Below are 12,510 nucleotides of genomic sequence, written 5' to 3'. Positions count from 1 at the left end.
CACAGGTATATACGCCATGAAAACTTTGTTACTCCCCGGGGTGAATCCCGCAACTATAGAATGGCTCGATCTTGTTTTCCACAAGCTTGAGCTGAGTTCCAAGCAACCTTTTCCTTTTGAATATTCCTTCTGGTCCGACAAGGACGACAAGCCGAGCCTTAAGAAAGAAATCGGCAGACTCCCGGCTCAAAAGTTTGATCTTATTATTGCCAAGTCATTCGGCACCCTCGTCCTGCTCCAGGCACTGCTCGAGGGCCGTTTAAGCTGTGACAGCGCCATCCTGTTCGGCATCCCTATCAAGATCGCCACCGATGTAAAAGGGTTTCAGGCAGAAGAAGCCTTCAAGCAGCTCGCCGATTCTTCGTTTTTACTCATCCAGCAGCAGGAGGATAAACTCGGTCACGCAAAACTCTTGTTAGAATTGCAACCGGCAAACCTGCTCACCATTCCCGGAAACGACCACCAGTATAACGAACTGGATCATTACATAGAAAAAAGTAAAAGCTGGCTGATGAAAAAATCGAGTGGGGAGTTGATAGGATAGTCATCATAGACCAGGTAGAGTATGCCCGGTTGCCAAGTGACTAATTATACCAGATCATTGCAGGCCCAGGGAGGGAGAGCATGGACAGTGACAAAGCGAGTCGTTCAGCAGCGATAATAGCAGCGCACAGGGCCTATGAATATTCTCGAACGGACTCCAATCGGATCTGTAGCGACCAATATGCCAAATCATTTCTGCCGGACAATTTCTCCGTTATCGGGGAATCAGAGCTCCCTGGCGAGGAGACAATTGCCATCTTCAGGGATCTCGTTCCCGGTTTTCACGAATTTTTTCTGGCCCGCACCAGATATATCGACGATTATCTCGCGGGGCAACTCACTGTCGGCCTGGAACAGCTGGTCATCCTCGGGGCGGGCTTCGACACTCGCGCCCACCGCTTCGAGGAGTTAGGCGCGATTCGGGTTTTTGAAGTGGATCACCCTGCAACCCAGGCAATCAAAAAAGCCAAAGTTGAGGAGTTGTTTTCCACTTTGCCCGATCATGTCAGCTACGTCCCGATCGATTTTCACCGTGAAAACCTGGAGCTATTGTCTGACTACGGGTACGACCGCAGCAAAAAAAGTCTCTTTATCATGGAAGGCGTCATCATGTACCTCGACCTTGAGGCCATTGACGAAACGTTACTGTTCATCTCCAGAAACAGCGCAGAAGGTAGTCGCCTCATTTTTGACTATACCTATCCCGGTGTTCTGGAAAACACGATAGATAGAAAAGAAGCCAAAGCGTGGCTTGAGATAACCAAAAAATCAGATGAACCACTCCTGTTTGGTATCGAAGACGACGCAGTCGACGATTTTCTGAGCCGCAGGGGCTTCACCGACATCACCACGGTTAGCAGTGACTTTTTTAATAAAACCTATTACCAGGATGATGAAGAGCGGCAGGCAACGCCGATACTTGCCATAGCCCATGCCCGAGTCCCCTAGCCCGAATGTCTCGTGAGCATTCTATGATGCAAAAGTATGAATCACTGACAGCCTCGAAATCCCTTGATTGACTTACATGAAATTTGACTCTCGCAATGCTCAAGACCCATGAAATCATCCTGGCCCAAAGTAGCCCCAACCAACACTTATTTTAAAGATTCTTCCCACATTCAATAATGATTATCCGGCCCTTCACCTTAGCAGACACAGAACAGACCATAGCACTCTGGCGAGCGTGTGAACTCATTGCCAGCCACAACGATCCGTTAAAAGATATCGAACGAAAGATGAAGGTGGACCCGGATCTGTTTCTGGTCGGTGATAAGGATGGACAGGTGGTCGCCACAGTGATGGCAGGCTATGAAGGTCATCGGGGTTGGATTTATTATCTGGCTGTCAGCCCGCAGCATCAAGGCCAGGGGATAGGCAAAGTGATAGTACTTGAGGCTGAGAAACTGCTGCTTGCCAAAGGTGCGCCGAAGATCGATCTGATGGTACGAAGTACCAATTATAAAGTTATCGGTTTTTACCAGTCTCTCGGATATGCTGCAGAAGCTGTAACGGTGATGGGAAAGAGGCTGATCAACGATCGTTAATGACTGAACAAACTTCATTCAGGGATAGGGAATTATGTCTGAGCTTATTGACAGGGGGCATTATCAGAATCTGGCCGGGTTGGATGCCGGCGAAGTCAGCGCCAGAGTACCGGCTGTCTCTGTTGACCAGGAACAGAACTACGCGCTTGATATTCTCGACAGCCGGTGCCTGATCTCGCCGAAGGAATGCAACGTCAGACCCCAGGATGGTTTCCCGCCGCTCCACGAATACTTCAACCTGTTCGCCGTTCATTATCTGCTGACCGGCCAGAATGTTGAGCCGAAAAAGGAATGGATTTCCGAAAAGGATCTGCCTGGCGGTGCGACCTTCTTCCGTGGTCCCCATGAAATTCCCACCCGGCTGATTACCGACAATGTTGCCGATTCCCTTGAAACGTTTCGTAAACTCTGCCGGAAACGGGGAGGTTCCTCCCTCGACATGGCAGATGCTGCCTATTCATTTCAGGTAACCGAGAAAATACCTGTGGCGATACTCTACTGGCTTGGCGACGAGGACTTCCCTTCTGAGGCAAAGCTGCTCTTTGACCGTTCGATCAACAGCCATTTTGCCCTGGATATTATTTATGCCCTGGCGGTTGGCATGTGCATGGAACTGGGAAATACCCGGATAGAGTAAAGGACCATGAAGAAAGAGCATATCGTCGTTTTTACCGGAGCAGGGATGAGCGCCCCCAGTGGTCTTGCCACTTTTCGGGACCCTGATGGCATCTGGAGCAGATACCGGGTCGAAGAAGTTGCTACGCCTGAAGCCTGGGCCACCAACCAGGAAAAGGTGTTGGAGTTTTATAACGTTCGCCGTACACAGCTGGCCAAGGTCGAACCCAATGAAGGACACCGGGCCATCGCCGAACTCGAACAGCAATACAAAGTAACCGTCGTCACCCAGAATGTGGACAACCTCCACGAACGTGGCGGCTCAACTTCCGTGCTGCACATCCATGGTGAATTGACCAAAGCCAGCTCCACCATTGATCCGGATCTGGTCTACGATATTGGCCCAGGTCTCCTGAACCCGGGCGATCTCTGTGAGAAAGGCAGCCAGCTCCGCCCCCATGTGGTCTGGTTCGGCGAAGAGATTTTTCATACAGAACAGGCATGTGCAGCAATTGCCGACTGTGATATCGTAATTGTTGCCGGCACCTCTCTGCAGGTCTATCCAGCGGCAGCCATGATCCTCCATGCGCCACCCGCAGCCAGACGATATCTTGTTGATCCCGGCAGCCCAAATGCTCCCGAGGATTTTCAGCACCTGTGCGGGTCTGTGGATATTCTGCTGCCAAAGCTCGCAAAAGAATTTCTTGCAAAATAACTCTCACCTCTCAGACTGCGCATGTGGGGTAATAACCTCATTATCCTTAGGAGTTAGAGAGGATAACCAGCTCATCGCCCGGACGTAGCATTCGCCCCTTCCCTTCAAGCACAGCAGGCCACTCGCTTTAAAGCGGGTTTACCACAACATCAATTTGGTTCGGCCTAAAAATGCCCGCTTTCATCCATCCCCATGACCATATGAATAAGGGGATGGCTGGAAGCGGGCTGTCTCACCTGCCCAATTTGATACCTCGAATGGTTACATGATCTCTATGCTGCAATAATCACGCATAGAACTGCTCAGGCGAACACCAAATTTCTGCTGGGTCTGGAAAGTATTGTAGGCGTACATCAGAAAAGGCGTGGGGTTCTCCCAAGGGCCATCATCACCTATCTGGCTTGGATTAATGTAACGACAGAGCACCCTCATACCAGCTTCAAATCTGTTGTATATGAAAGAATTCCAGAATCTACTCACCGTCTGCAGTCCCCCCGGTATATGGCGTGCGCTCCTGGCTTTCCGTATCCGGCTTATCCTCAGCGTAGTCATTGTCTTGAGCTGACTCTTTGTCTTTTAACTCTTTCGCACCCGGCGTACCTGGCGGTGCCTTTTGCTTCAGGACCATATCCGCAATCTCTTCAACGGTCTGTTGTGCTTCTTTCAGCACCCCCTGCTTCCCCAGCCCCTTTTTTCTGGCCATGATGATCAATCCCTCCATGTCATGTGCTTCGCTGCACCATCGGCACAGATCATGACAACGTCGTGCCGCCAAGTAAGCTACCCTCACCGCACTTCCGAGACGAATCCTGTTGTTAAGTTGTATGCTTTGCTTCTTACAATTTTATCTTCAGCGACATCCCGGGCATGCTTGCCAATCAACTCGAGCTATTCGGCTCCTGCCTTCATACTTATTTCTGAATCACATTCTCTAGCTTCTCTTTCTTAAAAAAACCTGCGAGGCTCTCGAAGGTGCTGAGCGCTTTTTTGACCGGTGCAATAGGGCTTCGCCCCTGCTTGGCAAAAATCACATCGATGGAGGTGAAGGGGTCGTTGTCCGGGTTGCTGATATAGTAACGAATCGCTTCCAGCTTGCGAATAATCTCTGCCTCTGCCTGCTGCCTGAGAGTTGCCCGATAGCGGATGATCTTTTCCTTTGCAGCATCATCACGCTCATTCTTCTGGTATTTTTTGAGCTTGTACTGTATCCGCAGTTCAATCAACTCGAGCAGCATCTTTTCATACTCGTCTCCAAGCCAGATTGTCTCCGGCACCAGTTCGCCAAAGTAACTGACTGCCAGGATATCCTTGTTCTGGCTCCAGTAGCCAATCAGGAAATCAAGCTCAAGACTTTTGTAATTCTGACGAGGCATATACATCCTGCGAAGATATTGCAGAACCTTCTCAGCCTTTTTCTTCTGGCCACCTATGATCACCGAGCCACCAACTGTATCCTTGGTCACACCCTTGGTCCAGGGCGCGCCGGTGATACCGAAATCGGGATAGATCGGGATATGCAAAATCGCCGATAAGGTATTCAGCGCAAGGGCATAACCGGCCGACGGGCCACCGACATTATAGGAAGCAGAGAGCAACTGGTGATGGATGGTATACTTAACCAGAAATTCACCAAGGAGTTTCACCATGCTTATATCAGGATGAAGAGCCTGGAAGTAGTTCTTCACCAGGGTCAGCGCCTCCTGGGCCGACTGCTGGGTCATCTGCACCGCCATCTCCATCTGCGCGGCCTCGCCCCCTGAGGACGAGACTGCTCCTGTCACCAGCACTTTTTCCGGCGAGAGGCTATAGGTGAGGCTGGTGGCGATGGGCAACAACACGCCTTCCGTATCGTTTGCGCCAACTCCCACAATAAAACCCTTCTGTGGTTCCTTGCTCAGTTCGGTCTCCAGATAATCATCCAGTTCTAACTTGCCCTTTCTGGTAGGGCTTTGAGAAAGTTCGAATCGGGCGTTCTTCAAATGGGACTCACAGAGCGGATAATCCGCGTCTGCACCGATGGTCTCAAACTTTTTCATTACCTCATCATATCTTTCTAAAAAACTTGTCGGCGAATCCTTCAAAGCCTGCTGAAGACCTGTATCTTCGCCTATTGCCTGCAGAATTCCGCTCAAGGTCTTGATGTTGAATTTTAAAAAATTCTGCTGCTGGTCCTCAGGCAGAGAAGGCAGCATTCTGAACTTCTTCAACACTGTCAATTCCGTTGAGCGAAGGGCCAGTGATTTCTCCACAAATGCGGAATAATCCGCAGGAGTATGGCAAATGCCTTTAGCGGCCTCTATCACGTTCTCAGCAGAAAAACCCTGCGCCACAGGAATCTCATGCAGTGCTGCCTCAATTATGCCGCTGATATCGCGCATGCCGAGTTGCCCGGAGACCTCCATCACTTTCAACCTCTTGGAACGAATCAATGCAGGGTCCAGCAGATCGAGGCGGTTCGTGGTGAGCACGGTCAGCACTTTGGAAAGTGGCGTCTCCCCATCGATGATTGACAGGAATTTGTTGGTCAAACGATCCGAAGGGCTGCCGCCTGTTGCCGAGCGCCGAGGTGCCAGGGCATCCCCCTCATCAAAGAAGACCACCGCAGGGGCGATCATCTTGGCAATGTCATAGACCTTGGTCAGATTAGTCACCGTACCGTCTATGGGGTTTGCCGGGTTGTGCAGGGTTGAAGGGCTGGCACTGATATCATGAATAGACTCATTTTCGCTGAGCCAGCTACGCACCAGAAAGGTTTTACCACTGCCGGGAGGACCGTTTAATACCACGCCCTTTTCTTCATTTACATTGTAGAGCAGGCAATTGTTGGCCATCTCGGAGAAGGTATTTTTGATGTCTCCGACATAGTCATCCCAGATTGCCGTCCGGTCGATCCGGTTGACCACCTTCTTGAACAGGTCACCGAAGGCATTACGCGCCACCATCTCGAACGCGTTCCGCACCAACAACCCGTCATCCATATACTCTGCGCGAAAATCACCCTTGAGATTAACCATAAACCCGACCAGTTTCCGCACATAGGCCGGCGTCACCTGCAGCGATCTTTCGGCAAAGACGCGATACACCTTGCCCACCGCAACCATCAGGCTGTCCGGCGAAATCCATTTAATGGTATCGTGCTCAAACTGCTCCAGCTTATGCGCCACCCGGATATTGTGCCGCATAAGCTCAATGCGGATTATTTCCTTGAGATTGCGTTTATTCTGCCAGTATTCGGAAACATCTTTCACTATCCCTTTTTCGGCAAAACGCCGGTAGATCGCTGAATCGAATACTTCCGGCTGATCCGACGTGGCAACCAGCACACAGTCGCGGCTACCGCTGATAATCTCATCGATTATGATATTCGAGGTATCGACCAGCGTGCCCTGCTGTCGTTCCACCCCGCCTCCACCGGCACCGGTGCTTTCTTTTCGGGCAAAAGCGCTGTGCGCCTCTTCGAGGTGGCGAACAGATGTCCGGAGAGGATTGCCAAAAGCTTTCTTCAGATAGTTGCCAGGCTCACCGGCAAGCGAAGTCTGAAAATCATTGGGGGTTATTTTCGCATAATCGACGACCAGACTTTGTTCTTCGAGATCACTGAGGTTTCTGCCAATCTGTCTCTTGAACAGGAAACGCACTATTGGCATGCGGGAGTAGCGCTGATAGCGTCGCAACCGCTGTCTGCGGCGAATCTCGTCAGCCAACTCCGGCTCTACATCATCGAGAGTTTTCCAGAACGGCACCTTGGCAAGAATTCTGGCCTTCTTGCGCTCCAGATCGACTTCCGGACGCACCTGATTGACAAAAAACACCTGCTCAATCGCCTTGACCGCAGTAGCCGATTTGCCACTGCCACTACCGCCGATCAGCAGTATAAGCGGAGATTGCGGTGTTTCAGGATCTGTCACATATTCTTTCAGGATATGAGCCCGGTAAACTTTTTCAAAAAGCCGGGCCAACTCTTCCGGCAGGTGAACATCGGCAAGCTCCTGGTCAAGCAGCGAGAGCAGAAATGCGCGATCCTTGCTGCTCACTTCACGCTCCAGTAAGGCGTTCCATGCCTTTCGCGGAGAAGCCTGGCCCGACATTTCAAACCGCTTTTGCCAATCTGTGATAATTTCCGGATCACGGAGAATGGTAAAATTGTCTTTTCTCCGTTCGTTTTCTTCACCACCGGAAAACGGCACCACCCACTTACCAATCAACTTCAGACGCCACAACACACCAGATGGTGGTCGATACTGGTTGAGCCGCGCCCGCATGAACTCCTTGGTTTCAAAAGGCCAGGCCGCGACGATCTCCTCCATCTCACGAATGCGCTTTTCCGGTAGCCGGATGTACTCTATTTTTTTGGTCAGTCTGCGGGGCATAATTACCAGCCAGGTTGCTCCTTACGCGAGTGCATTACTACTTTGGGACAGTCGGCGCAAGAATGGTTGATGGCGTTGAACTCACGGCGTTCAGCTGCTGATTTTTCCCACCACCATCCTTCTCTCCTGGGTGTTCACCCAAAAGCGGCAGGGTAATTGACGGGCCATCGCTGCTGGTATTCTGAATAACCACCGTATTCTGACCGGTCTGATTCTTCTCATAGGCAGAGGCCCATTTCTGCTGCACCAGGAATCTCAATAGCGCCATATCGGTTGAGCCATCCGGTCGTCCCACAGCCTCCTGCAGAGTCGAGATACCATCCAGGTAGGCAGCATAGAGTTTTCGTATCCTGCTCGCCTCCTGATCCGCTGCGTAGTTCTCCGCCTCAGCGATCAGCTCCCTTCGTTTCTTCTCTTCCGATGCCGCCACCAGCTGGTCGCCAAATCGTGTCTCCTTCAACACAAAACTGATAACCTCTATGCCGTACTTCTCCTCAAGGGTCGGGCCGCCTTCATTTATCGGCCTGGACTTCAAAGCCTTGAAGATATCCTCTTTGACCTGATGCCGTTCGCTGATGAGATGGACCACGGTCTCTGCCTGCATCAGGTCTTTCACTATGCCATCATAATCTCCCTGCAAGAGCGTCATTGGCTGCAGGTTCTCAATGGCCCATATCTTTAAATCCCGAATCCGGTAGGTGAGTAGTGCAGAAGTCCAGAGCGCGACATTATCCCTGGTAATAATCCGCATGGGATCATTGGAGCCACCCAGAAAAAGTGTCTGGTTCATCAATGTCACTTCCTGCTCAATCCTGGTGAATAATGGCAGGCGGACATGCCAGCCGACGTCAGTTACCGCCTCCCTTGCTCCCCCCAGCTTTTCGAGAACCACCGCATAATTCTTCTTTACTTTGAAGATGGTTTTACTGGCATATACTGTAGCGATACAGCCGTACACCAGCACCACAAGAAGCGTTGACAAAACCACCAGTCGCCCAATCCGTAATGCAAACCCACGCTGAAAGATATTCCACACCGGCTTTTTCGACATAAAGTCTCCTGCACCAATGAGTTACCGGACTATCGGGGCCATGGAGCTTTGCAACTGACATTCATGCCCGGTCCCAACTGATGATTATTAGAAATATTTTTCATTAACATTGTCGTGATTTGCCAACCATTACCGACCGGCTCATAAACGCTACGACACGCGCACAGCTGTAACTGACACAATGTTCATGAAAAAATGAGGGTTAAACGATTTAACAGAAGAGTATTCTAACAAAAGCTTATCGGATATTGTTGTACACTGTCAAATAACCGCCAAGGCACAGAAGACAGGTAGAAAACACAAAAAACTCATACAAACTGATCTATTGCAACCACCTGCATGCACCACATCTCACGGCAGGGAAGGTAAAGTAAAAACAAAAATCGACAGAGATTGATAATACTAGTATATCCTGTCAGGCCTTTTGTAATTATTTTATTTACTAATATTGAGAAAAATCGATAAACCGTCACCAGCCAGCAATGAACCAGCCAATCATACGAACCTTCAGCCACCACTATCGGCAAAAGTATGGGGTGCCAGTAGGGAAAATCCCCATAGACACCGGTATGATCTGCCCCAACAGGGAAAAAGGTGGCTGTATCTTCTGCAGACCGGCAAGCTTTACTCCGGGGTATCTCGACGGCACCGATGACTACCTGACACAGATTGAGCGTGGCAAAAACACTATACTGAAAGGCCGATTCAGTAAATACTTCGCTTATTTCCAGCAGGAAACCTGCACGGCCGTACCCGTCGACTCCTTCCTGCCGGCACTTTCTGTGATCCTGGAAGATCCAGACTGTATAGGGCTCATCCTCTCCACCAGGCCTGATTACGTAAACGATGATTTGCTGGAGCCCCTGGCTTCACTGATTTTTGAAAAGAAGAAAGAATGTCTGTTTGAACTGGGGTTACAAACTGTTCATGACAAAAGTCTTCAACTTCTTAACCGAAATCACAGCTATCATGACTTTACCAACTGTGTTCACCGCATAAAAGGTTACGGAAAATTTGAGATCGGCGTACACCTCATTTTCGGTATCCCAAAAGAGAATGAAGAAGAAATGCTCGTATCGGTGGATAAGGTCTGCAAACTCGGCATAAATGCTTTGAAACTGCATCATCTCCAGGTTATCCGGGGTACTGAACTAGAGAAGATGTATCAGCACAACCAATTCTCCCCTTTCACCTTAGACGGCTATCTTGAATTCCTTCAGAAAGCACTGGTCCGCATCCCTTCCGATATCACAATTCACCGCCTGTGGGCTACTTCTCACCCTGAACTGCTCGTTGCTCCCAGATGGGATATACTCGCCACCCATTTGAGTCAAAAATTGCAAAAAAAATTGCAGCATAACGGCCTCTTTCAGGGCTCTGCAAATTTGCGGTAATTATCAATACAGGCCCTACAATCTTACCCTGATCAATGATCATTGACACCCTGCCTACCTTCTGGTAGGATGCCTGGTGAACGCCTATCAGTTCTCGTCTTAAATTTTTAGGAGTACCGTTGTGATCAAAGTAGATGTCCGCCTTCTTGCGAGTTTAGAAATTGGCCGCTTCAATAATCGCCTCATCCAGCTTGAGGAGCCAGCAACAATTCATTCGCTTTTAGATACAATCGAGCTAACACCATGGCATATCGGAGCAGTCTCCGTTAACAGCAAAGCTTCCAACTTCGAACATCCTCTTGATGACGGTGACAGGGTAACCTTGATGTCAGACATAGTTGGAGGATGATCCCAAACTCTCCGACGAATATTGGCGCAACCTGCACCATTTCGATCTACGCTTGACAAGCGACCTACCTTCTGGCAGGTTGTCAGCTATGAGTGATACACGAACCAAAATATTAGATGTGGCCGAGGATCTTGTTCAGACCGTTGGTGTCAACGCGATGAGCTACAAGCATATAAGCGAAGCCGTCGGCATTAGAAAAGCCAGCATTCACCATCATTTTCCCAAGAAGGAAGACCTGGTGGATGAATTGCTTAAGCGTTGCCAAACAACATACGGTGAAAACTATCGCGCAATAGTGGACGAAGACGGGACCGCTCCGGAAAAGCTCAGAAAGCTCGCCGGAGTCTTTGAACAGGGCTTGTTGCAGAACAAACTTTGTCTGGTGGGATCGATAAGCACCGATAAAAACACCCTGCCAGCACATTCCTGCGACATCCTGAAGGATTCCATAAAAATGACTGTTTCGATTTTCGCCACCGTTTTTGCCCAGGGAAGAGAGGATAATTCATTACGTATTAGCGGAACAGATGAAGAGGTCGCCTACACCTTTCTCTCTTTTCTGGTTGGAACCCAGATCGTTGCACGATCTCACGGCGGAGATGACATGTTTAACAAAGCTGCGGAAATAATGATCAAGGCCCTTGAGTGTTGACAGGGATTTTTTTTGCGAACATTGCACCTACCTACCGATAGGTGCAATGTCCGTGAATCTGTATTGAGGTTTCGAAATACAATGAAAAAAGTAGAAGAATATAAAGGTTTCGAACAGGGGCCAATTCGCCCCCCCAGTGAAGCGGAGAGCTTACTTATCCGCATTAGCCGTAACTGTCCGTGGAACCGATGCACCTTCTGCCCAGTCTATAAAGGCACGACATTCAGCTTGCGTCCTGTTGAACATGTGCTTCGGGACATAGATACAGTGAAGTGGTATGTAGACGCCATTCTTGAGGCTCGGCGAACTGGCAGTTCATTGGAAAACATTGCCCCTCCAGGCCAGCAACAGGACAACTATGCCATAAACGGAGCATACAACTTCATCTCCGGTGGCATGAAATCGATCTTTCTGCAGGATGGGAACAGTCTCATCATAAAGCCGGATGATCTTATCCGTATCCTGCGCCACCTCCGTCAGGCGTTTCCCAATGTAGAGCGAGTTACCTCCTATGCCCGCAGCCATACCATTGCCAGAATCAGTGACGATCATCTGGCTCAAATGGCAGAAGCCGGCCTCAACCGGATTCATATCGGCATGGAATCAGGATCCGATGAAGTCCTTAAAATGGTGAAAAAGGGTACCGACAAAGCCACCCAGATACACGCCGGAAAAAAGATTAAAAGAGCCGGCATGCAACTTTCTGAGTACTACATGCCTGGCCTGGGCGGCAAGAGTCTCTGGCAGGAAAATGCCGAAGAGACTGCAGACGCCCTGAATCAGATCAATCCGGACTTTATCAGGCTGAGAACCCTTGCCATGCCGACCGCCGCGCCGCTGACCCAACAGTTCAGGAATAACGAGTTCGACAAAATGGGTGAGGTAGACACCTCCCGCGAGCTGCTGCTCTTCCTTGAGTCGCTTGATGGCATCACCAGTACGGTCAGGAGCGACCATGTGCTCAACCTTTTCCCGGAAGTTGATGGAGTATTGCCCGGTGATAAAGAACAGATGATGAGGCCTGTCCGGGAATTCCTTGAACTGGAACCTGAAGAACAGCTCCTGTTCTGCATAGGACGCCGTACCCACCGCATCTCCAGCATAGGAGATTTGAAAAGCCCTGTTACCCGCGGCTATGCCCAGCAGATGTGCGACCAGTTCGGGGTCCGGGTCGATAATATGGACCAGGTGATCGACAGGATCATGCAGCGATATATATAACGTCAGGAGCCTGTCGGGCTATTACAATTTTTCGCCAAATCAGGTAAACGAGCTTT

General features: G+C 49.9%; 13 protein-coding genes. 9 read left to right on the top strand and 4 right to left on the bottom strand.

Going from position 1 to position 12,510, the window contains the following annotated elements; genetic code table 11:
- Nucleotides 1-16 precede the first annotated feature (16 nt).
- The 5 genes from FCL45_RS04885 (at nt 17) to FCL45_RS04865 (ending at nt 3,417) form a co-directional block, all read left to right on the top strand.
- Entirely contained in the window at nt 17-544 is a 528-nt protein-coding gene (locus FCL45_RS04885) for a hypothetical protein (protein WP_136797148.1), read from the top strand.
- Nucleotides 545-624: 80 nt separating this feature from the next.
- A complete protein-coding gene (locus tag FCL45_RS04880; protein ID WP_136797150.1) occupies nt 625-1,491 on the top strand; it encodes an SAM-dependent methyltransferase in 867 nt (288 codons plus the stop codon).
- A gap of 176 nt (nt 1,492-1,667) precedes the next feature.
- Nucleotides 1,668-2,087, top strand: coding sequence for a GNAT family acetyltransferase (locus FCL45_RS04875; protein ID WP_136797152.1), 420 nt, complete (start codon nt 1,668-1,670; stop codon nt 2,085-2,087).
- A gap of 34 nt (nt 2,088-2,121) precedes the next feature.
- Nucleotides 2,122-2,724, top strand: coding sequence for a DUF3786 domain-containing protein (locus FCL45_RS04870; protein ID WP_136797153.1), 603 nt, complete (start codon nt 2,122-2,124; stop codon nt 2,722-2,724).
- A 6-nt stretch (nt 2,725-2,730) separates the two neighbouring features.
- Nucleotides 2,731-3,417: an SIR2 family NAD-dependent protein deacylase gene (locus tag FCL45_RS04865; RefSeq protein ID WP_136797155.1), complete on the top strand. Its 687-nt coding sequence runs from the start codon at nt 2,731-2,733 to the stop codon at nt 3,415-3,417.
- Between the two features lie 261 nt (nt 3,418-3,678).
- Here the strand turns inward: FCL45_RS04865 and FCL45_RS04860 are convergent, their stop codons facing one another.
- The 4 genes from FCL45_RS04860 to FCL45_RS04845 form a co-directional block, all read right to left on the bottom strand.
- A complete protein-coding gene (locus tag FCL45_RS04860) occupies nt 3,679-3,849 on the bottom strand; it encodes a hypothetical protein (protein WP_153305546.1) in 171 nt (56 codons plus the stop codon).
- 40 nt (nt 3,850-3,889) lie between these two features.
- Nucleotides 3,890-4,120 carry a hypothetical protein gene (locus FCL45_RS04855; protein ID WP_136797157.1) on the bottom strand — a complete coding sequence of 77 codons (231 nt, stop codon included), beginning with the start codon at nt 4,118-4,120 and terminating at the stop codon, nt 3,890-3,892.
- A 208-nt stretch (nt 4,121-4,328) separates the two neighbouring features.
- The gene (locus tag FCL45_RS04850) at nt 4,329-7,787 is read right to left on the bottom strand and encodes an AAA family ATPase (protein WP_136797159.1); all 3,459 of its coding nucleotides are present in this window, start codon (nt 7,785-7,787) and stop codon (nt 4,329-4,331) included.
- A 37-nt stretch (nt 7,788-7,824) separates the two neighbouring features.
- Nucleotides 7,825-8,838, bottom strand: a complete 1,014-nt coding sequence (locus FCL45_RS04845) for an SPFH domain-containing protein (protein WP_136797161.1) — start codon at nt 8,836-8,838, stop codon at nt 7,825-7,827.
- Nucleotides 8,839-9,320: 482 nt separating this feature from the next.
- Between FCL45_RS04845 and mnmL the strand changes: the two genes are divergently transcribed.
- The 4 genes from mnmL to FCL45_RS04825 all read left to right on the top strand — a co-directional run bounded on the left by mnmL (nt 9,321) and on the right by FCL45_RS04825 (nt 12,454).
- On the top strand, nt 9,321-10,232 hold the full coding sequence (gene mnmL / locus FCL45_RS04840) for a tRNA modification radical SAM protein MnmL/YtqA (RefSeq protein WP_136797163.1): 912 nt from the start codon (nt 9,321-9,323) through the stop codon (nt 10,230-10,232).
- 121 nt (nt 10,233-10,353) lie between these two features.
- Nucleotides 10,354-10,581 (top strand): MoaD/ThiS family protein, encoded by a 228-nt coding sequence (locus tag FCL45_RS04835; RefSeq protein ID WP_136797165.1) that lies wholly within the window; start codon nt 10,354-10,356, stop codon nt 10,579-10,581.
- Nucleotides 10,582-10,669: 88 nt separating this feature from the next.
- On the top strand, nt 10,670-11,233 hold the full coding sequence (locus tag FCL45_RS04830; RefSeq protein WP_136797167.1) for a TetR/AcrR family transcriptional regulator: 564 nt from the start codon (nt 10,670-10,672) through the stop codon (nt 11,231-11,233).
- Between the two features lie 81 nt (nt 11,234-11,314).
- Complete coding sequence (locus FCL45_RS04825) at nt 11,315-12,454, top strand: radical SAM protein (RefSeq protein ID WP_136797168.1); 1,140 nt, start codon at nt 11,315-11,317, stop codon at nt 12,452-12,454.
- The last annotated feature ends 56 nt before the right edge of the window (nt 12,455-12,510 follow it).

Source organism: Desulfosediminicola ganghwensis (assembly GCF_005116675.2).
Lineage (GTDB): Bacteria > Desulfobacterota > Desulfobulbia > Desulfobulbales > Desulfocapsaceae > Desulfopila > Desulfopila ganghwensis.
The sequence above is the reverse complement of the archived record's forward strand: the minus strand, read 5'-3'. Positions and strand labels throughout refer to the sequence as shown.

Coding starts and splice junctions, on each gene's coding strand:
- FCL45_RS04860 (WP_153305546.1), bottom strand. CDS start 3,849: ATGAGGGTGCTCTGTCGTTACATTAATCCAAGCCAGATAGGTGATGAT.
- FCL45_RS04880 (WP_136797150.1), top strand. CDS start 625: ATGGACAGTGACAAAGCGAGTCGTTCAGCAGCGATAATAGCAGCGCAC.
- FCL45_RS04825 (WP_136797168.1), top strand. CDS start 11,315: ATGAAAAAAGTAGAAGAATATAAAGGTTTCGAACAGGGGCCAATTCGC.
- FCL45_RS04885 (WP_136797148.1), top strand. CDS start 17: ATGAAAACTTTGTTACTCCCCGGGGTGAATCCCGCAACTATAGAATGG.
- FCL45_RS04850 (WP_136797159.1), bottom strand. CDS start 7,787: ATGCCCCGCAGACTGACCAAAAAAATAGAGTACATCCGGCTACCGGAA.
- FCL45_RS04865 (WP_136797155.1), top strand. CDS start 2,731: ATGAAGAAAGAGCATATCGTCGTTTTTACCGGAGCAGGGATGAGCGCC.
- FCL45_RS04870 (WP_136797153.1), top strand. CDS start 2,122: ATGTCTGAGCTTATTGACAGGGGGCATTATCAGAATCTGGCCGGGTTG.
- FCL45_RS04830 (WP_136797167.1), top strand. CDS start 10,670: ATGAGTGATACACGAACCAAAATATTAGATGTGGCCGAGGATCTTGTT.
- FCL45_RS04845 (WP_136797161.1), bottom strand. CDS start 8,838: ATGTCGAAAAAGCCGGTGTGGAATATCTTTCAGCGTGGGTTTGCATTA.
- mnmL (WP_136797163.1), top strand. CDS start 9,321: ATGAACCAGCCAATCATACGAACCTTCAGCCACCACTATCGGCAAAAG.
- FCL45_RS04875 (WP_136797152.1), top strand. CDS start 1,668: ATGATTATCCGGCCCTTCACCTTAGCAGACACAGAACAGACCATAGCA.
- FCL45_RS04855 (WP_136797157.1), bottom strand. CDS start 4,120: ATGGCCAGAAAAAAGGGGCTGGGGAAGCAGGGGGTGCTGAAAGAAGCA.